Origin of the sequence: Paraburkholderia sp. RL17-373-BIF-A (assembly GCF_046030175.1) — a bacterium.
Lineage (GTDB): Bacteria > Pseudomonadota > Gammaproteobacteria > Burkholderiales > Burkholderiaceae > Paraburkholderia.
On sequence record NZ_JARESO010000062.1, the window covers coordinates 1 to 19,520 of the forward strand.

15 protein-coding genes and 1 pseudogene are annotated in these 19,520 nt (G+C 61.8%); 6 read left to right on the top strand and 10 right to left on the bottom strand.

What is annotated here, in order from left to right:
* Positions 1–824 (top strand): DUF6566 family protein (locus tag P0D80_RS40695; protein WP_408292189.1); only part of this gene is annotated, 824 nt, incomplete at its 5' end.
* Between the two features lie 42 nt (positions 825–866).
* On the opposite strand, the gene P0D80_RS40700 is transcribed toward P0D80_RS40695, so the two are convergent.
* The 6 genes from P0D80_RS40700 to P0D80_RS40725 all read right to left on the bottom strand — a co-directional run bounded on the left by P0D80_RS40700 (position 867) and on the right by P0D80_RS40725 (position 6,447).
* Entirely contained in the window at positions 867–1,076 is a 210-nt protein-coding gene (locus P0D80_RS40700) for a hypothetical protein (protein ID WP_408292191.1), read from the bottom strand.
* Positions 1,077–1,107: 31 nt separating this feature from the next.
* Positions 1,108–1,356 (bottom strand): hypothetical protein, encoded by a 249-nt coding sequence (locus tag P0D80_RS40705; RefSeq protein WP_132381559.1) that lies wholly within the window; start codon positions 1,354–1,356, stop codon positions 1,108–1,110.
* Positions 1,357–1,485: 129 nt separating this feature from the next.
* A complete protein-coding gene (locus P0D80_RS40710) occupies positions 1,486–2,118 on the bottom strand; it encodes a response regulator (RefSeq protein WP_106312758.1) in 633 nt (210 codons plus the stop codon).
* Positions 2,096–3,745: a response regulator gene (locus P0D80_RS40715; RefSeq protein ID WP_408292194.1), complete on the bottom strand. Its 1,650-nt coding sequence runs from the start codon at positions 3,743–3,745 to the stop codon at positions 2,096–2,098. The genes P0D80_RS40710 and P0D80_RS40715 overlap by 23 nt, the downstream gene beginning before the upstream one ends.
* Entirely contained in the window at positions 3,742–5,907 is a 2,166-nt protein-coding gene (locus P0D80_RS40720; protein ID WP_408292196.1) for an ATP-binding protein, read from the bottom strand. The genes P0D80_RS40715 and P0D80_RS40720 overlap by 4 nt, the downstream gene beginning before the upstream one ends.
* Before the next feature lie 198 nt (positions 5,908–6,105).
* Positions 6,106–6,447, bottom strand: coding sequence for a hypothetical protein (locus P0D80_RS40725; protein WP_132381553.1), 342 nt, complete (start codon positions 6,445–6,447; stop codon positions 6,106–6,108).
* A 473-nt stretch (positions 6,448–6,920) separates the two neighbouring features.
* On the opposite strand from P0D80_RS40725, the gene P0D80_RS40730 reads away from it, so the two are divergent.
* From P0D80_RS40730 to P0D80_RS40750, 5 genes are all read left to right on the top strand, one after another.
* Positions 6,921–7,634: a transporter substrate-binding domain-containing protein gene (locus P0D80_RS40730; RefSeq protein WP_408182053.1), complete on the top strand. Its 714-nt coding sequence runs from the start codon at positions 6,921–6,923 to the stop codon at positions 7,632–7,634.
* A gap of 239 nt (positions 7,635–7,873) precedes the next feature.
* The gene (locus P0D80_RS40735; protein WP_408292199.1) at positions 7,874–8,371 is read left to right on the top strand and encodes a hypothetical protein; all 498 of its coding nucleotides are present in this window, start codon (positions 7,874–7,876) and stop codon (positions 8,369–8,371) included.
* A gap of 461 nt (positions 8,372–8,832) precedes the next feature.
* Positions 8,833–10,152, top strand: a complete 1,320-nt coding sequence (locus tag P0D80_RS40740; RefSeq protein WP_132381549.1) for an MFS transporter — start codon at positions 8,833–8,835, stop codon at positions 10,150–10,152.
* Between the two features lie 49 nt (positions 10,153–10,201).
* Entirely contained in the window at positions 10,202–11,170 is a 969-nt protein-coding gene (locus tag P0D80_RS40745) for a dihydrodipicolinate synthase family protein (RefSeq protein ID WP_408292201.1), read from the top strand.
* A 130-nt stretch (positions 11,171–11,300) separates the two neighbouring features.
* Positions 11,301–12,377 (top strand): LacI family DNA-binding transcriptional regulator, encoded by a 1,077-nt coding sequence (locus P0D80_RS40750; protein ID WP_408182045.1) that lies wholly within the window; start codon positions 11,301–11,303, stop codon positions 12,375–12,377.
* A gap of 26 nt (positions 12,378–12,403) precedes the next feature.
* On the opposite strand, the pseudogene P0D80_RS40755 reads toward P0D80_RS40750, so the two are convergent.
* The 4 genes and pseudogenes from P0D80_RS40755 to P0D80_RS40770 form a co-directional block, all read right to left on the bottom strand.
* Positions 12,404–12,880, bottom strand: a pseudogene (locus P0D80_RS40755) (SDR family oxidoreductase); the annotation flags it as partial.
* Positions 12,881–12,990: 110 nt separating this feature from the next.
* Positions 12,991–15,564, bottom strand: coding sequence for an ATP-binding response regulator (locus P0D80_RS40760; RefSeq protein WP_408292204.1), 2,574 nt, complete (start codon positions 15,562–15,564; stop codon positions 12,991–12,993).
* A 28-nt stretch (positions 15,565–15,592) separates the two neighbouring features.
* Positions 15,593–16,735 (bottom strand): 3-oxoacyl-[acyl-carrier-protein] synthase III C-terminal domain-containing protein, encoded by a 1,143-nt coding sequence (locus P0D80_RS40765; RefSeq protein WP_243658503.1) that lies wholly within the window; start codon positions 16,733–16,735, stop codon positions 15,593–15,595.
* A gap of 220 nt (positions 16,736–16,955) precedes the next feature.
* Positions 16,956–19,055, bottom strand: coding sequence for a putative bifunctional diguanylate cyclase/phosphodiesterase (locus tag P0D80_RS40770; RefSeq protein WP_408292206.1), 2,100 nt, complete (start codon positions 19,053–19,055; stop codon positions 16,956–16,958).
* Positions 19,056–19,520 lie beyond the last annotated feature (465 nt).

Sequence of the window (19,520 nt, forward strand, 5' to 3'; positions counted from 1 at the left end):
CTGTGGGGGGGCGGCCGCCCCCCCTCGGGGCCCACCCCCGTTTTCCCCCCCGGCAGCGCGGCCGGCCCCGCGCGGCGGGTCGTGTCGTGGCGAATGCCGTGCTGTGGGTACTGACAACCGGCGATTCCTGGTCAATGTTGCCGAGCCACTATCCTTCGGCGCCGACGTGCCGGCACCGCTTCGAGGCGTGGCGTTCGAGCGGCGCTCTCGCGGAGATGTACCAGATTCTTTCAAGCACCGGACGCAAGTTTCGGTGCGGTCCGCAACTGACACTGGAACGCCGCGACGCCCTGACGCGCGGCATCGACCGCCAGACTCGGGACGCAGGTTTTCGCCGGGTGTTCTGGCGAGATCAGGCGTCGTGGCAAACATCGCGCGAGACATGGCAGTCAGGCGAAACGGCGGACACATTCAGGGATATCGCGCGGCAACTCCCCAATCCCGACAATTCCGCGCATGCCGTACCCGAGCGCGTCGAATCCCGCGCGCCGGTGACACCCTTACATTCGATTCATCGAACTGCCTCACCGTGGATGGGCCTCGCGTCGAAAGGCCAAACCGAATCCGACCCGCGCGGCTACGTCATCTACATTGCCGCCGACCGGCTGGCAAACACCCGCTTCCGAGGATGGGCCGAGATCGTGCGTGACGAAAGGCGAATCGCGCGTTCCGGGCTGATCGGTCCGAGCTTCAAGAACTGCGAGACGGCACAGCAATACGCGCTCGAATGGGCGCGGCGCTGGATCGACGAGGAAAGCAGTGAGGACAGCGACGCCGCCGAACTGGACTGCGGCGTCCCGCAACAAAAAGCCCGCTCCCGGTGAGCAACGCGTCGACGCGGCGGATGCCCCGGCGCGTCTGACGAGTCAATGCACCACGCCGAAGATCGCTTTGACGCCCTCTGCCGGCGTCAGACCCACATCGAAATAACCTTCCAGCCTCAAAGCGGTCGCGTCGTCGAGTATGAAAGGCGGCCTGATGAAGCCAGTCGCAAACGCATGGTCGTACCATTCGCTCAACCACGCGCGCAATTTCGTTTCGTGCCCCGACAGTGTCCTCAGGTTGTCTGCATTCATCGATGATCTCCTTTGTCCGGCCTCGTTCAGGTCACCCGACGAGCGGCTCGAAGCTCATTCTGCACAGGTTCTTTGCCGGCGGGAAGACGTGCCAGGTACCGTCGTCGTGCCGGAAGAAGAACAGCAGGATCGGACCATCGGGACGCCTGATTTCGACGCAAACCCGGCAAGTCAGACCGTCCTGCGAACCATGCAGCGTGAGCACACGGACCGGCAGCGTGCCTGCCGTTGCCAATAATTTCTCGCGCAGTCCGCGTAGTGAGCCTTTCGTCGCATCCACATCTGCCCCCGCACCTCAGGTTCCCATTTGACAATCGTGGGACAACGGCGGGGATTCTTCAGTCAGCAGCGCCGGATTGTTGATTCGGGAAACGCTGCTTCGAGCCTCAGGATTTCCCTAACGGCTCCGTCACTCGGTTACCAGACCGTGTCTGATCGCATATCGGATCAACTCGGCGTTGTTGTTCAGGCCGAGTTTTTGCATGAGACGCATCTTATGGGTGCTGATGGTCTTGGCGCTGAGCGAACACGACTCGGCAATCTCGTTGATGCTTTGACCGGCGGCCAGCATCCGCAATACCTGAAATTCACGGTCGGACAACACCTCGTGCGGTGGCGCGTCGCCGGAATGCGTTTCGAAGACCATCGCGTCGACCAGTTTCGGGTCGATGAACCGCCCGCCTCCCGCCAGTTTACGGATCGCCGCGAGCAGCACGTCGGGATCGCTGTCTTTCGTCACATAACCCGTCGCGCCGGCGCGCAACGCGCGCGACACGACCTGCGCCTCGTTGTGGATGCTGAGCACGAGAATCGGCAAAGGCGGCTGCTCGGCACGTACGCGCCGGATCAGATCGACTCCGCTGATGCCGGGCATCGTCATGTCCAGCAGCACGAGATCGAACCGCCTCGCGCGCAGCCGATCGAGCACTTCCGAACCCTGCGCGGCCTCGGCGGCGACGACGATATCCGTGGTCGTCGCGATAATCTGTTTCAGACCGCCACGCACCACGGCGTGGTCATCAGCAATCAGGACGTCGATCATTTTCTGCCCCGCCTGTAAGCGGAATGTGAATGGAGATGGCGGTGCCCATGCTCTGCGCACTGTCGATAGTCATCGCGCCGCCGATCAGGCGGGCGCGCTCCTGCATGCCGAGCAGTCCGTACGAATAACCCGTGCGCGCCATGTTGGGATCAAAACCGCAGCCGTCGTCACTCACGTGGAGTTCGAGCGCCGCCGCCGTGCTGGTCAGCGTCACGTCGGCCCGCGTCGCGTGCGCGTGGCGCCCGACATTGGTCAGCGAAGCCTGAACGATACGAAATACGGCTGTGGCACAAGCCTCCGGCAGCACCGGTTCGCCGCCGTTGATATGCAATTGGCAAGGAATGCCGTGGCGTCGCATGAAGTCCTCCACGAGCCACTCCAGCGCCGACACGACCCCGAAGTTCAGCGCCACCGGCCGCAAATGGTTCGCCACATTGCGGACCATCCAGATCGTCTTTTCGACGAGTTCCCGCATGTCCTCGGCTTTGCGCATGGCGTCCGGATCCTTGCCGAGGCGCATTTTCAGCAGCGAAACGTCCATCTTCAGGGCGGTCAGCAATTGGCCGAGTTCATCGTGAATCTCCATGGCGATACGCTTGCGCTCTTCCTCGCGAATCGCTTCCATATAGGCGGACAACTCGCGCAATTGATTGCGCGATTCGAACAACTCCTGCTCGATACGCTTGCGCGACGTAATATCGCTCAGACCCACGTAGATCGCCGGCGCGTCGCCGAACGTCGCCACGCGCGCGGTCGCCATGGCCCAGAACGCCGAGCCGTTCATGCGCCGCATCTGGACTTCGCTATTGTTGAAACTGCCCTCCGTGCGCAGATGCGACACGAGCCGGTCACGGTCGCCGGGATCCACATAGAAATCGACGATGTTGGTCAGCGTGCCGATGCCCGTATCGATACCGAACAGTTCTCGCAGCGGTTCATTCGCGTACAGGATCACGCCTTCGGGCATCGACGTGATGCACAGCGGAATCGGGCTGGTTTCGACAATCGTGCGAAAACGCGCTTCGCTCGCCTGCAATTTCGCCTCCGCCCGGCGGCGCTCGTCGACCTGAGCGGAAAGCCTCGCATTCGACTCCGCGAGTTGCCGCGTGCGCTGCTCGACCTGCTGCTCCAGTGCATCGCGTGCGCGCGACAATTCGGCCTCGGCCTGGTGGCGCACCGCCACCTCGTTCAGGAGTTGGCGGTTCTGCACGACAAGCTGCCGGTGCATCACGCGCAAGGCGAGATGGGTCTCGATGCGCGCCATCATTTCATTGACGCGGACGGGCTTCGCCACGTAATCGACGCCGCCGGCCGAGAAACCCTCGACCATGTCTTCCGCGCCCGTCAACGACGTCATGAAAATCACCGCGATGTCGCGCGTGCGCGCGTCCGCCTTGAGTCGCCGGCAGGTCTCGAAGCCGTCGATGCCTGGCATCTTCACATCGAGCAGGATCAGGTCGGGCTGGGAAAACAGCGCACGTTCGAGCGCCTCTTCGCCGTCGAGCGCAACGAGTACCCGAAAGCCGCGGTCCGTCAAACTCTCCACGACCACGCCGAAATTCGCCGGCGTGTCGTCCGCAATGAGGATCGTCGGCCGTTCGCCAGCCTCCACGTTGGGCTCGTTCATGACTTGGGCTCGACATTCAGATGCCGCTCGACGAGATGGAGTATGGCTTTCGACTGATAGTCGCGAGCAAGCGCGCAGAGTTGCGCCGTGAACGAGCGATAACGCGAATCGCGGGCCGCCACGTTCTCGGCCCACGCGATGATTTCATGCATATCGCCGAGGCGGGCAAGATGATGCAGTTCTTCCATCTGTTGCCGAGGCACGGCCGCAAGACTGACTTCGGGTGTAGCGGTGCGAACCGACGGCGCCGGCGATGCATGGGTCCATTTCAGCCCGAGCAGCGTAGCGATCTGGGCCAGCAGCGCTTCGAGGTCGACCGGTTTGGACAGGAATGCGTTCACCCCCGCTTCAATGCTCATCGCCTTGTTGACTCCGGATGGGCTGGCGGACATGGCAACGATCGGAACATCGGCGAACGCCTGCAATTGGCGCAGGTTGCGTGTCATTTCGAAGCCGTCCATTTCGGGCATCACGATGTCCGTGAGAATCAGCGCCGGTCGCTCGCGCTGCGCCTTCTCGAGCCCGTCGCGACCGTTTTCCGCCTCGACGGTATCGAAGCCGAGACGGCCTAGCAGATCCACAACGATCGCGCGGTTGACCTCGACGTCATCGACGACCAGCACCTTCCTGCGCGGCCCCTCATAACCCGTCACCGTGAACGGGAGCGGCGCAGGGCCCGTCGCCTTGCGCAACACCGGCGTCACGCTCGCCGCCGGCAGTTCAAAGCGGAAAGTACTCCCTCGTCCAATTTCGCTTTCCACCTCGATCTCGCCGCCCATCGCGCACACGAACTCGCGGCTGATGGCCAGGCCGAGGCCGGCGCCGCCTGCTCGCCGCTCGGCCGCGCCCAGTTGCTCGAACGGCTCGAAGATCGTATTCAACTGATCGTGACCAATGCCGATGCCCGTGTCGCGCACTTCGAAACGGACGCGGTTCGACTCGGACCTCGAGATATGCAGGCTGACGCAACCCGAATCGCTAAACTTCACGGCGTTGGCAAGCAGGTTGAGCATGACCTGCCGTAACCGTCGCTCATCGGCACGCACGCCGACGGGCGCATCCCCCGCGATTTCGCAGATGAAGTCGAGGCGCTTCTGCTCCGCTTTCACATCGATGATGTCCCGAATGACATCGACAAACCCTGCCAGCGGCACGTCACCGATTTCGACGCGCAGCTTGCCCGCTTCGATCCTCGCGAAATCGAGCGTGTCTTCGATCAACGTCAGCAGATGTTCGCCACTATTGCGGATGGCCGCCACGCGTTCGCGCTGCCGCTCGCTCAGCGTGGCATCGCGCTCGAGGATCTGCGCGTAGCCGAGAATGCCATTCAGCGGTGTCCGCAGTTCATGACTCATATTCGCCAGGAATTCGCCTTTGGCCCGGTTGGCCGCTTCCGCCAGATTGCGTGCTTCGCGTTCAGCCGCCGTGTCCTGCTCGTCGCGATACGCGCAGTACAGCCGCGCGCCCATTGCATTGAATGCGGCCGCCACGCGGTCCAATTCATCCGGATCGCGCCGTTTGCGTCGCTGGAGACTGAACGGCTGGGGCGGTTCACGGAAATCGTAATCTTCCACCGTGCGCGCGATGGCCGCGACGTGCCGCATCACAAGACGGGACAAGATGTAGACGATGAACAGCGAAACGAGAAAAGTGTTGGCGGCCTGAGTGACGAGAATCATCGCAGCGGTTCGCATCAGCTCATGGTAAAGGTCGAGCAGCGTCGCCTCGACGTACAGCTTGCCGATCTCGCGGTCCTTGCCCTGCACGTTATAGAGGAGCGGAAACTCGCGGGCAATCACGGGACCGGCTGAGCGCTGACCCGCGCTCAGGTAGGCCGATTGACCGTCTTTCCCCGCCTCGGGGATTTCCACGGCGCGAATGTCCGCGAGACGCAGAATGCCGTTCAACTCCAGTTGCAGTTGGGCGCCGTCGAGGCGCCAGAGCGCTTCCGCGAGACTGTCGCGACTGCTGCGATCAATGTCCACAAGGCGATTTTCAATCTGCTCTACGCCGCGGTAGTAGTCGCGGTAAAGCTGTAACCCGGTCAACAACACAGTGACTACGCAGCTGACGAGCAGCACCGTCACGAGAAGCCGCGACACAAGGCTACTCTTGAAGCCGCCGATCAAACTCCACCATGCATCGAACAGGTTGTGCTTCATACATCCCCGCGAGTGCTACGGTTCTTGTTTCGTCTATTCTGCACTCGTTGCCGCTGCGCGGCCCAGACCAATCGGCCGCCGCGTCGGCAGGGTGGCGATTTAATGTTTGCCTGCACCGGCCAGCCAGTCACTCTCATTTCCTGGCCTGCGCCGGCGCTCATTCCGGGTGAAACGCGCCCTGATTAATCTGACGAGAATCTACATGACGTACATGATCGGTTCGACGGACGGCGAATCGGTGATCGCCCGCGGCAGGCAGATCCGCGGATACAACAGAATCTCATCGATGCATGACGTCAGCTCGCCGAGGATCGGCCGGACGCGGCCGCCGAGGGCGTCGGGGTTCGACATCCGCAGTTCGCGCATTCCGTCCGATAGTCGCTTCACGGACGCGTATCCCCAATCCGGTAACGGCCAGCAGTGCAACAGATAGCTGAGCGGTATGACGCTTCTGCTTTCACACCAGATGTCGAACAGGCGCTCGCATGTGGTGTTGAGGAATTCAACCGCGACTTCGCGGCTTTCTGAATGACCGTTCATAACGGGTCCGCTGATATAGACGATTTCGATAAAACATCCTAGGGAGGCCTACGGAGTCACACAGTCAGGAAGCCCGGAAAAATGCACTTCCGATTTGCTGAATATGCCGTCAGGAAATCCTTAACGCCTGCGCATCGCGCATTTCAGCCGGTGTGAACACAGCATGGCTGACTTCCTGACAAAGGGATTACACGATTTGTCAGCACGGTCCGGACGTGGCACGATGAAAAACCGATCAGGCGACAATCTGCGCGGACAAGCGCCCGGTCGAGCGCGCCACTCCTGTTTCGAGAAAATATCCATTCATGCATCGCAGGCGCTTTGTACTGGCAGCGCTGAGCGCGGCGAGCGTCACGCTTCGCGCGCGTGCCGCACCTGCCGACCCTCCCGTTCACTTCGACATCGTCTATCCCCGCATTCGGCCTGCCCGCGACGTGCACGCCGCGTTTGCACTCGCGGTTCTCGATCTGGCCATGAAAACGGCCAACGCATCGTATACATTGCGCTCAGCCGACATCGAAATGGAGCGGGGTCGCGCGCTGGCGGAACTGGCCGGCACCAACAATATGATCAATCTGCACTGGACGAGCATGGAGGCGCGAGCGGAACGCGGCAGGAATGTAGTGCGGATTCCGATACATCGTGGACTGATCGGGCACCGGGTGTTCGTCATCCGAAAGGATCGCCAAGCCGATTTCGACAAGGTCGAACGCTTCTCCGATCTGAAGGCATTCATTGGTGGGCAAGGAATTGGGTGGATCGACACGGAGGTCCTGAGAGCAGCCGGCCTGAACATCCAGACCTCGACCTATGACACGCTGTTCGAGATGACCCAAGGCGGCCGGATCGACTATTTTCCACGCGGCTTAGTTGAAGCATTTACTGAGATCGATGGACGCCAGCATCAGGAGCCGGATCTCGTAGTCGAGAACAGGCTCCTGCTGAAGTATCGATCGGATTTCATTTTCTATGTCGCCTCGGGCCACGAAGCACTGGCGGAGACGATCGAAGACGGGTTCATCACTGCGTATCGCAATGGCAGCTACATGAGATTGTTCAACTCCCATCACTACGTTCAGGACGCGCTGTCGCGCGCCAAGATCGCGTCGCGGCTGACCTTCACGCTCGACAATCCCTTCCTCTCCGAACCGGACCGCAGGATTCCAGACGAGTACTGGATAAGCTGACGCAGTCCTCGGCGCGCCACGCGGTTGAAAGGGAAATGCCTGGGCCAAAATCAGGAAATCCTGACATCAAGCCGTCTGCGGCGTCGCCGTATACATGGAAAGGCGGCGCCAGTCCCGCGACGCAACTCCATTTCAAACGCAAGCGGCCCTAAGGAAAAGAAGTGAGCAAATTCGTCCACATCGTCAGGCTCGAGATCATTCATCGCGACCCACGAACGCCTGCACATGGACACTAACCGATGAAGCCGCAAACGTTCGTCCTACAGGCGCGGCTTTGCGATCGCGCCACGGCGCTCACGACGCGCATGGCCGAAGCGCATGACAAAGCGAAGGAATTGGCCCGCCGCGCGGAGGGTTGTCTCGCGGTGCTGGGTCACCTGCGGCAGGGCACGTCCGCCGCGGCAAACGTCTCTTTGGCGGATGATGCCGGACCTCTGATCGAGGCGCTATATCGGGCGGAGAGTGACTGGCAGAGTCAATTGCAGATGTTGAAGGCGCTGCTCACTGAACTCATGGATCAGAGTCAGAGTAACCGTGGCGAGATCGAGTCGCTTGCGGCGCACGCGTTTCGCTCGCAGACCACCCCTGAGGCGATTGCCGCTGCCGGGCGCGCTGTCGAAGTGCACGAGGCCCACTTTCAGGAAGTCGACGCGCAGTTGGAAGTGGCGCGGTCATGGTTCGAACACTTCGACATGCAGATCAACGCGATTGTCGCCCGCTTGCGAAAATCGTCTTGACGATTCGATCGGGTTCTCGGCTGCTACGAAGCGTCGTCGACCGGTATGCGTACGGTGATGGACGTGCCGCTGCCCGTCGCGCTGACCACCGAGATCTCGCCGCCCAGCTTCCGCGACATATTCGGCCTGGCTCCAGGCGAAGTGGCGGCAAGCCGCGTTTGCGCCTTCGACAACATGGCATTCGCCCGCAAGTGGCTGGGGGTTTACCCTCCAAAACAGCGTTAGCGCTTGCAATCTCCTCGAAGTGAAGCTCAAAATGTAAGCGCTATCATTGAGATTACTGAAGCGAAATTGCCAAGAAAATCCGATGAACAGCTCAAAAGCGCCTCAAAATGTAAGCGCTAACATGTACCACTGAACGACGCCTTCGCCGACGGTGGATGCGCAATTTCCGGCCGCCCGACATCGCATTGGCGCGGCTTGCGCACAGCAACCGAAGACATGAAACGGAGACAACGATCATGAGTGCAACACCGGGCCTCGAGCAGGCGCCACCGAGAATCCGCCGCGCCCAGATCGTGGCGCTCACGCTGCTGATGGTGAGCGGCATCGTCAACTATCTGGACCGCGGCACGCTCGCCGTCGCCAATCCGCTGATCCGTCATGACCTCGGGCTGTCGCTCGGACAGATGGGGCTGCTGCTCTCGGCGTTCTCGTGGAGCTATGCGCTCTTCCAGTTGCCGGTAGGCGGCCTCGTCGACCGGATCGGACCGCGCAAGTTGCTGGGCATCGGCCTGATCGTCTGGTCGCTCGCGCAGGCGGCGGGCGGATTCGTCTCGACCTTCGGCTGGTTCATCCTCGCGCGGATCGTGCTGGGCATCGGCGAGGCGCCGCAGTTTCCGTCGGCGGCCCGTGTGGTCAGCAACTGGTTTCCGCTGCGCGCGCGCGGCAAGCCGACCGGCATTTTCAACTCGGCGTCGCCGCTCGGCACGGCGCTCGCGCCACTTTGCCTGTCGGTTCTCGTCGTCCAGTTTCACTGGCGCTGGGCATTCATCGTGACGGGCGTGGTCGGCCTCGTCGTGGCGCTGGTGTGGCTCGCGGTGTACCGCGACCCCGTCAAGGCCACCATGACCGAAGCCGAGCGGCACTATCTCGAAGGCGACGAAGCCGACCGCAAGCCGGCACCCACGGTCACCTTCGCCGAATGGCGCTCGCTGTTTTCGCATGGCACGACGTGGGGCATGCTGATCGGCTTCTTCGGCTCGGTCTATTTGAACTGGGTGTACCTCACGTGGCTGCCCGGCTATCTGACGATGGAACGTCACATGAGCCTCATGCATACGGGCGTCGCGGCATCGATTCCGTTCTTCTGCGGCTTCCTGGGCTCGCTGACGGCCGGCTGGTTTTCCGATCTCATCACGAGCCGCAGCACGAGCCCGGTCGCGAGCCGCCGCAATGCGGTGGTGATCGCGATGCTCGGTATGGTCGCCTTCACGATTCCGGCGGCGCTCGTCGAGAGCAACACGATCGCGATCGTGTGCATCTCGGTGGTGATCTTTCTGGCGAATGCCGCGTCCGCCAGTTCATGGGCGCTCGCTACCGCGGCCGCGCCGCCGAACCGCGTCGGCTCGCTCGGCGCCATCCAGAACTTCGGCGGTTTTCTGGGCGGTGCCCTCGCCCCGATCCTGACGGGCTACATCGCGCAGAGCTGGTCGTTCGTCCCGGCGCTGCTGACGGCCGCCGGCATCGCGTTCATTGGCGCGATGAGCTACCTCCTGCTGGTGCGCAAGCCGATCGAAGACCCGTCCGCCCCAACCGAACCCGTGCGAGCGCCCGCGTGAACGCGCGCGCCGCTCCGACTCAACGAACCCTCTCCGGGAGATCACGAGCATGACCACTTCCAAACAAACCACCACGTCGATCGAAGGCATCGTCCCCGTAATGCTGACGCCGTTCGACGAGGCCGGCGCAATCGACTACGCCGGACTCGAACGCCTGATCGAGTGGTATATCGCGCATGGATCGGACGCGCTCTTTGCCGTCGCGCAGTCGAGTGAAATGCAGTTCCTGACGCTCGCCGAGCGTGGCGCGCTGGGACGCTTCGTCGTCGACAAGGTGGCGGGCCGCATTCCGGTCGTCGTCTCCGGCCATATCAGCGACGACCCCGAGGCGCAGGCCGAAGAACTCAACGTGGCCGCGGCCACGGGCGCGCAAGGCATCGTGCTGGTGACGAACCGGCTCGACCCGAAGCAGCAGGGCACGGAGACGTTCGCGGCGAATCTCAAACGACTCCTCGCGCGCCTGCCGTCCGACATTCCGCTCGGTTTGTACGAATGCCCCGCGCCCTACCGCCGCCTTCTCTCCGACGACGAATTGAAGCTGTGTATCGACACCGGCCGCTTCATCATGCTGAAGGACGTAAGCTGCGATCTCGCCACGGTCAAACGGCGCGTCGCGCTCGCCGACGGTTCGCCGCTGAAAATCCTCAACGCCAACGCGGCCATTGCGTGGGACGCGATGAAGGCGGGTTCCGCCGGCTTCAACGGCGTGTTCACGAACTTCCACCCGGATCTGTACAACTGGCTGCGCAACGATGCGGCGCAAGACCCGGCTCTCGCAGAGGAACTCGCCACGTTCCTCGTGCTCGCCGCCGTCTCCGAATCGCTCGGCTATCCGGCGCTCGCGAAGATTTACCATCAACGGATCGGCACATTCAGTTCGATTCGCTGCCGCGTGATCGACTACGACGTGCGTGAACGTTTCTGGGCGCTCGACGCGGTGCTCGACAAGATCGTAGCCGGCACTGAGCATTTTCGTGGCCGTATCGCGGCACTCGGCGCAAGCCGCTCCGTTCGCTAGCGTTTGCCGGGAGGATTTCCGGATCACAGGAACGTCCGCTGAAACTGTCACGCGCGCTCACGCTTCCCGCGCGCGCAGGCGGCGGTAAGATGGCGGGCGTTCCCCGATTCACTCTGCGCTTTCCAACCTGATGCCTGACTCCCTCGACCCGCCGGCCGCCGCCCGCACCCAGACGAACCGCGCTCGCCGCAGCACGGGCCGCAGCGTGCTTTCCGATGTCGCCAAGCTCGCGGGTGTCTCGACGGCGACCGTATCACGGGTCTACAACGAGCCGGACAAGGTCTCCGCGAACGTGCGTGAGCGCGTCGAGCATGCCGCGCTCACACTCAACTGGTTTCCGAATGCGGCGGGCCGCGCCCTCGCCTCCACGCGCAGCCACATTGCCGGCATCATCATTCCGACACTGGATGATCGCGTGTTCGCTTCACAGGTGAGCGGGATGCAGGCGGCGTTCGCGGCACGCGGCATCACACTGGTGCTCGGCTGTTCGAACTACGATCCCGCGCAGGCGCTCACGCAGGTGCGCGCGATGCTGGCGCGCGGCGTGGAAGCGATGGCAGTGGTGGGCGAAGCTCATCCGCCCGAACTGTTCGATGCGTTGCGGCTCTACCGCGTGCCGTATGCCGTCACGTACGCGTATCGCAAGGACAGTCCGCACACCTGCATCGGTTTCGACAATCACGCGGCCTATGCGGAGATCACCGAACATCTGATCGGCCTCGGGCATCGCTCGTTCGCGGTCTGCATCCAGCCGACGCGCGATAACGACCGCGTGCAGGCACGCGTCGCGGGCATCCGCGCGACGCTCGAACGGCACGGCCTCGCCGTGCGGCCGGAACATATGTTCGAAGGCGAATCGACCATGGGATTCGGGCGGCGCAGCCTGCGCACGATCTGGCAGGCGCCGGGCGAGCGTCCCACCGCGATCATCTGCGGCAACGACCATATCGCGCTGGGCGTGCTGCGCGAAGCGGAAGAACTGGGCATCGCGATTCCCGGCGAATTGTCCGTCACCGGCTTCGACGATCTGGAGATGGCGCAGGAGATTCGCCCCGCGCTGACCACGATGCGCGTCGACACCTACGAAATCGGGCGGCTCGCCGCGCAATATCTGCTCGACACACTCGACGGCAAGCGTCCGCAGCACGGACACGAGGTGCATGCCCTCTTCCAACTCAGGCACTCGACGGGACCGGCTGCGAGATAGTTCCGCGGCGGCGCTTTATCGACGGATTACAGCGTGGCTGTCACACCGCCATCCACGTAGAGAATGTGGCCATTGACGAAGTTCGAAGCGTTGCTCGCCAGGAAGACCGCGGCACCGCCGAGATCTTCCACATCGCCCCAACGCCGCGACGGCGTGCGTCCAATCAGCCACTTGCTGAAGGTCTCGTCCTTGACGAGCGTCTCGGTCAATTCGGTCTTGAAGTAGCCCGGCCCGAGACCATTGACCTGGATGCCGTGCTGGCCCCAGTCGATCGCCATGCCTTTCGTCAGCATCTTCACGGCACCCTTGCTCGCGGTGTAGGCGGCAATGTTGGGACGGCCCAACTCGCTTTGCACCGAACAGATGTTGATGATCCTCCCGCGTTGCCGCTCGATCATATGCCGCGCCACCGCTTGTCCGACGAGGAACACGCTGTCGACGTCGGTCTTCATCAGTTCCTGCCATTGTTCATGGGAGAACTGTTCGAACGGCGCCGGCGGCTGTGCTCGACCATTGCATGACCTCTCGCAGGTTGCAAGCGCTGTCTTGCGACGCGGAAAGTGTTCGCGGTAATGCCGCTTCAATGCGCAACACGATGGCACTCCGACGCCCATCAATCGCTCAGCGCGTCCCCATGATCGCCACGCGCTTTGGCCAAAGCGAAATAGGTCTGTAAGGCAGGCGCCGAGTCGTCGCTCAACGAGCAGATTCGCGCCAGCCAATCGGCCTCGGCGGGCCATTCGCCTTCCACCACGCGCGGATAGATCTGCCGCACGAACTGATGCAGCGCCTTCGCGCCGATATTGCCGCTGATGCCAAGAAGGACGTGTAAGGCTCCGTGCGTCGATTCGAGATCGCGGGCCGCCACGCTGGCGGCGAGTTGCGCCACGGTCGAGCGAATCTGCTCGATGCCGTTGAGGAACGTCTGGTCCAGCAAATCGAGCGCCACCAGTTCTTCGAGGTGTTTCTCGTCGAGCAGGGGGCCTTCCTTGATCGGCGCAGGCCTGCCCGCTTGCACGGCGGGCCTTTGTACCGGCTCGGCTTTGATCGGCGCATGCGACGCACGTTGCTGGGCAAACTGCCTAGCAAGGGACGCATAGAGGGCGCCGATCTGCACGGGCTTGATCATGACCTCGTTCATGCCCGCGGCAAGACAGGCCTGCACGGCTTTCATGTCAGATTGCCCGGTCAATGCAATGATGGGGACCTGGGCATATGAATCAGCACGAGCGCGAATCGAAGCAGTCGTTTCCACGCCGCCCATTCCCGGCATGTTCATGTCCATCACGATGGCATCGATGGGGCCCTTCTCCTCCAACCTCGCCAGCACGTCCGGCCCATGCTCGGCCTCGACGACGCGTGCGCCGCATCGCTCCAGATAACCTTTGGCAATCCGCCTGCTGTAGGTGTCGTCGTCCGCCACCAGAATCGTTTTGCCGGCAAACCCGTCGAATGGATGGCTGTGAACATGCCGATTGCCGCTTTCGAAGAGCGTCTGAAGCGCGGTGATCAGTTCCACCGCGCTGGCGGATTTGCTGATCATGTCGTCCATGCCGGCGCGGCGGGCGAGCACACGCGTCACATTGGCCGGCTCCGCCGTATAGGCGGCGATCAGCACGTTCCAGTTCGGGTCTTGATGATCGGCGCGGATCTTCTCGGCGGTGGTGTAGCCGTCCATGACCGGCATATTGATGTCCATCAGCACGAGGTCGTACGGCGCCGACAGCCGAAGCGCGCTCAACGCCACCTCGCCGTTTTCCGCTTCGCTCACGTCCGCACCCACCTTCGACAACGCACGGCGGCTTCGCGCCCGCTGAGTGGCATCGTCGTCCACGACGAGAATGCGTTTGCCGGTGAAAAACGGCGTGGCGCGCTCGAAGATCTTCTGCTCATGCTCTCCAACTTCTCTGCTGGAGACGACGGGGAATTGCAGCGTGAACTGAGTAAATTTGCCGACTTCCGAGCGGCAGGCAATCGTGCCGCCGAAGGCGCGCATCGCGCGCTGGCAATAGGCAAGGCCGAGCCCCGTACCCGCCGAATTGCCCGCGGTACGGAAAGGCTCGAACAGATGCGGCAGCAGGTCGGGCGCAATGCCGGGGCCGGTGTCATGAACCAGCACCGTTTGGCGGTCGACTGTAAGCGTAAGCGTCGCCAAAGGATGCGTGGCAATGTGATGGAGTGCGTTCTTGATCAGATTGAATAGCGTGAACAGATAGACGGTTTCGTCGACCTTGAAGATGAAATCTTCCAGCACCGCGAGTCGGACTTTGGCGCGCTCCTTCTGATCGCCGAAGCCGTATTCGTCCAGCGCTTTACGCGTGGTGGCCGCCGCGCTCAGATAGGTGAAGTGATCCGAGCGGATGGGTTTCGCACTGACTTCGTCCAGCGTCATGGCAATAATGCGCAGGCCCCGATCAATCGACAATTGGCCGTGGGCGAGATGTCGATAGAGCAACGCCGCCCTGTCATGCGACAAAGCCGGCGACGGGTTGGCCTCCGTCACCGCGGGCAGCGCCTCTTCCATGCGATCCAGTACGTGCCTCAGTTGGCTGAGAGGATTGCGCATTTCATGAGCGATCGAGCCGGCGAGCGCGCGAAACGCGACATTTTTTGCCTGTGCGACGATGCCCTTCAGGTTGCTGTAACTGAACGTAAGGCCGGCGAAAATGCCGAATGTAAAAACTGGCAGATACGTGTAGAGAAATAGCTGCCCATCCACGTGGAGGGATTGCGGAATCACGATCCTGGCACACAGGACGGCAAGGCCAATACCCAGAATCAGATTGAGTGCTAATGCAACGAAAGACGGAAATATGGCGATCAGGAAAAACACCATGCCCAGCTCGGCCATTGACCAGAGCATCGAATAGTGACCGGCAATCAGGTAGTAAGTGAAAAAGAACGGTAGCGTATAGGCTACCGTTACGAAGTAATACCACGGCAGGAAGCGCACGGCCGAAGCGGGCCAGAAACGGCGCAAAAGCAGCAGCGCACAGGCGGCTGTGCCGAAAGCGCGCATTTGCAGGCTTTCGTTGGGTTGAGGATCGATGTACGTCCACCACAGCCAGTACAGCGGATGTCCGATCGTACCGATTACGCCAACAGCCAACACGCTATAGTCCGACACCTTGGCCGAGTCGTAAACCACTCGGTTGAGGTAACGGATGCTCCCTGAAATGGCTCTCATGTCGTGCTTTATGTTTATCTATCCAGCCTCAGAATTTGAAGCTGCTGACGTTGAATGACATGCCGGCACTGCCGACCCAGCACAGCACCCGGTCGCCTCTCTTCAACTGCCCGTCGTCCTTTGCCAGTGAAATCGCAGCCGGGATCGAAGCCGACACGAGGTTTCCGGTTTCCGGATAGATGTGATACATCTTGTCGTCGATTCCGACCTTGGCGCCATAACCCTGCCATGCCGCCTTGGAGGATGCGTGGGTGAAGACGATGTCGATGTCTTTCTTCGGAACAGGCAGTTTAGTCAATACCGCGGACAGTTCGTCCGAATTCTTGTGAAGCTCATGGCCGAATGATGTGAAACGCATGTCGCCGTTTTTCCCGATCCGCTCGGTCGGGTGGCAATACCCTTCGTAGCCGGGAATCGGGATGGTGCACAGGTCCGACACTTCCGGCTTCGCGCGGAAAGCGAAGCTGAAGTTATCCGGCTCTTTTGCGACGAGCAAGGTAGCGGTCGCCGCCTCGCCTATCGTGAACGACGGCAAGGTGTATTCAATCTGAGCCTGGTTCTTCAACGCAAAATTCCCCGGATAGAGTGGACCGCCTGCAAGCATATTGAACTCGGCATTCACAATCATAGCGTTTCTGTACTGGCCCGACTTGAAAAGGCTGTCGATAATCGCCATGGCTCGGGTCCAGCTCATGCAGGCGTCGACCACATCGAAACATTCCGCATTGACGAAGCCAAGTGTGCTGGCCATCATGTGGCTGTTGCCGGGTTCGAGGAACCCTCTTCCAATGCCGACATAAATAAACAGCTCGATATGTTCCGGCTTCAGATACGTTTCCGATAGCGCCTTGCGCGTCGCCATCGCGACATGATCGATAGGCGACTCATGGCTTTCACACCAGCGCCGGTTAACCAGTCCGCTTCTGTCGAGCAACGTCTTGATGGTGCGCATCCCCCTGTCGATGTCGCCCTCGTACTCTTTGGAATGGAATCGAATCATATCGATCACTTCCTCGTTCGTAACGATCCTGGAGGGCAAGCTGACTGCTACGTTTTTAATAAGCATAAAGAATCCATGAAAAAAATTAACGCGGTGGGTAGAAGTACGTTTTGCGCCTATGGCGGCGAGTATCTGGGACGCCAGATACCCGGCCTCGCGGCGCTGGTACATTAACGCGTCCACCGCAATTCATGAAAAAAGTCCCGCTTTGGCGTGTTGCCAATGGGGTTGGGGGTGTTGGGGTGGCGGGAAGGGCCGGCGCGCCGGTGGTGGCGTTGGAGGGTAGTTCCGGCGGGAATCAGGGTGTACCGGTATTCGGGGAACGCAGCGATTGGCGGCCCCGCGAATCGGTCGTCCGGCCCGGTCTCCGACAATGGACCGGCATCCGCCTTCATCCCGCGGACGCGGCGCAGGCGCTTCCGGGAGCGACAACCCGGTCTGCGGCGCCGCGCAGGAACGCGAGAAACTCAGCGGCGGGCAACGGCCGGCTCAACAGGAAACCCTGCATCTGATCGCAGGCAAGTTCGCTGAGCGTGCGGAACTGCGACTCCGTCTCGACGCCTTCCGCCACGACCTCGATCTGCAAGGCGCGCGCGAGCGTCACGACGGCGGACAGCAAAGCGCTGCCGCGGTGACCGGCGGAGTCGAGGTCGCGCATGAACGAGCCGTCGATCTTGATCTGGTCGAACCTGAACCGCTGTAGATAGCCGAGGCTCGAATATCCCGTGCCGAAGTCGTCGATGGCCACGGTATAGCCGCGCGCTTGCAGCGCTTCGATCGTCCGGCTCGTTTTCTCGATGCTCTGCATCGCCGTGGTTTCCGTGATCTCGAACATCACGCGACAAGGATCGACGCCGGCAACGTCGAGTAGCGCGTCGATACGCGCCACCAGGTCCGGCACGTTGAACTGGATCGGCGAAAGATTTACCGCCACGGCAATCGCAGGCAGCCCTTGCGCATCCCACAGCGCGATGTTGCGGCAGACCTCACGCAGCACCCAGTCGCCGATCTCGACGATGAGACCCGAGCGTTCCGCGAGCGGGATGAATTCGAGCGGAGCAATTTCGCCGAGCTCCGGATGACGCCAGCGGATCAGCGCCTCGACGCCCGTCACCGATTGGGAGGCAACGCTGAACTTCGGCTGGAACGACACGCTGAGCTCGCCGTCGCTCAACGCGCGATTCAGATCGCGTTGCAGGATCAGCGACTTGAGCGCGGTGTGGTTCATCTGCGGCTCGAACACGCGGAACGTGTTGCGTCCGCTTTGCTTGGCAGCGTACATCGCGGCGTCCGCGCTATGGAGCAGCTCGTCGGCATTGCCGCCGTCGCAAGGATAGAACGCGATGCCGATGCTCGCGCTCACGCGCAGCGGCAGTCCGTCGACGACGATCTCCTGGGCGAGCCGCCGCAGCACGCCATTGGCGACTGCCGCCGCGGACGACGCATCGGCCACGTTCTCCACCACGATCACGAATTCATCTCCGCCGAGCCGCGCGACCATGTCGGTATGGCGCAAGTCCTGACGCAGACGCTCGGCGCACACCTGGAGCAAGTCGTCGCCGACGCCGTGGCCGAGTGAATCGTTGATCGACTTGAAGCCGTCGAGGTCGATGAAGAGCACGGCGAACATTGATTCTCTGCGCGCGCATTCGGCGACCGCCTGCGCAATGCGCAAGGCGAGTTGCTGACGGTTGGGGAGGTTCGTCAGCGCATCGTGCGTGCCGAGATAATGCAGTTGCCGGTTCGCGCGCTTCAGAGAAAGAGAAAGGCTGCTCGTATGGAAACCGAACAATGCGAGCGTGCCGACCAGCACGGTGAACGACGTCGCCGTGACGACGAGCGCCAGCCAGTTCGCGTCGAACTTCTCGCCGGAGAGACACAGGCTGCCGGCGGCGAAATTGGCCGCGCTCATGCCGAAATAGTGCATGCCGGTAATCGCGATCGCCATGATGAAGGCCGCGCCCAGCCGCTTGACGACGAGGTTCCCGGCGTCCGATGCACGCAGCGTGAAGGCGAGCCAGAGCGCCGCTATCGATGCGGCGATCGCCACGCCCACGGAAAGCGCGACTTTCCAGATCGTGTATTCGATTTCCGGCAGCATCTGCATTGCGTGCATGCCGGTAAAGTGCATCCCCGCCACGCCGAAGCCCATGATCGTCCCGGCGATGCAGAGGCGCCTGTGCGACAGCGTGCCACGGCTCGCGGTGGCGAGCGCGATCAACGACACGCTGATCGCGAGGAACAGCGACGCCGCGGTAATGAAAAAATCGTAGCCAATCGGAATCGGCAGCGAAAACGCGAGCATGCCGATGAAATGCATCGACCAGATGCCGACGCCCATCGACACCGCGCCGCCGACGAGCCATAGCGGCCGCCGTTTCGCGCTCGCGAGCGCGTTCAGGCCACCGGACAGCTCCACCGCCGTGTAGGACGCGAGGAATGCGACCACCAGCGACAGGCAGACCAGTAAGGGATTGTAGACACCAGTCATCGGCCCTCTCTCTTTTTCGTATCAGTCTTATGCGACTGTTTTTTTGCATCCGGGGCTTGGCTTCCGCGAGCCGCGCCGCGTTAGTTCGGCGGCGTGTAGTCCCCTCTGCTCTAACGGCAGAGTGGGGGATAACTTTATGCTTTTGTGGGGGGATGTTGCTTCGGGCGGGCTCCGTCTACGTCAACTGCGACTGGACCACGGGTTCGAACGGCCGGTCATATTCTCCCTCGCGCCCGTAATTTGCACCGGCCCGCTATTTTCACGTCCTGTTCAGTCAACAACTTGATCCAATCCGCCGCCTGAGTCCGCTGCCGCCCTCGGGCGATTAAACTCAAAGCCGGTCTTTCGAGGGGGCTTCTCTCAAGCAAACCCCACCCCTCGATCTTACAACCTGCCGCTCCCTCGGGCGGCAGGTTCTTTTTCGTCGATACTCCCCATTCTCTCGCCAGTTGCAGGGCAACCGCA

What these genes read in the sequence shown, in the direction of transcription:
- P0D80_RS40700 (WP_408292191.1), bottom strand. Translation starts at nt 1,076, where the DNA reads ATGAATGCAGACAACCTGAGGACACTGTCGGGGCACGAAACGAAATTG.
- P0D80_RS40710 (WP_106312758.1), bottom strand. Translation starts at nt 2,118, where the DNA reads ATGATCGACGTCCTGATTGCTGATGACCACGCCGTGGTGCGTGGCGGT.
- P0D80_RS40715 (WP_408292194.1), bottom strand. Translation starts at nt 3,745, where the DNA reads ATGAACGAGCCCAACGTGGAGGCTGGCGAACGGCCGACGATCCTCATT.
- P0D80_RS40720 (WP_408292196.1), bottom strand. Translation starts at nt 5,907, where the DNA reads ATGAAGCACAACCTGTTCGATGCATGGTGGAGTTTGATCGGCGGCTTC.
- P0D80_RS40725 (WP_132381553.1), bottom strand. Translation starts at nt 6,447, where the DNA reads ATGAACGGTCATTCAGAAAGCCGCGAAGTCGCGGTTGAATTCCTCAAC.
- P0D80_RS40730 (WP_408182053.1), top strand. Translation starts at nt 6,921, where the DNA reads ATGAAAACGGCCAACGCATCGTATACATTGCGCTCAGCCGACATCGAA.
- P0D80_RS40735 (WP_408292199.1), top strand. Translation starts at nt 7,874, where the DNA reads ATGAAGCCGCAAACGTTCGTCCTACAGGCGCGGCTTTGCGATCGCGCC.
- P0D80_RS40740 (WP_132381549.1), top strand. Translation starts at nt 8,833, where the DNA reads ATGAGTGCAACACCGGGCCTCGAGCAGGCGCCACCGAGAATCCGCCGC.
- P0D80_RS40745 (WP_408292201.1), top strand. Translation starts at nt 10,202, where the DNA reads ATGACCACTTCCAAACAAACCACCACGTCGATCGAAGGCATCGTCCCC.
- P0D80_RS40750 (WP_408182045.1), top strand. Translation starts at nt 11,301, where the DNA reads ATGCCTGACTCCCTCGACCCGCCGGCCGCCGCCCGCACCCAGACGAAC.
- P0D80_RS40760 (WP_408292204.1), bottom strand. Translation starts at nt 15,564, where the DNA reads ATGAGAGCCATTTCAGGGAGCATCCGTTACCTCAACCGAGTGGTTTAC.
- P0D80_RS40765 (WP_243658503.1), bottom strand. Translation starts at nt 16,735, where the DNA reads ATGTACCAGCGCCGCGAGGCCGGGTATCTGGCGTCCCAGATACTCGCC.
- P0D80_RS40770 (WP_408292206.1), bottom strand. Translation starts at nt 19,055, where the DNA reads ATGACTGGTGTCTACAATCCCTTACTGGTCTGCCTGTCGCTGGTGGTC.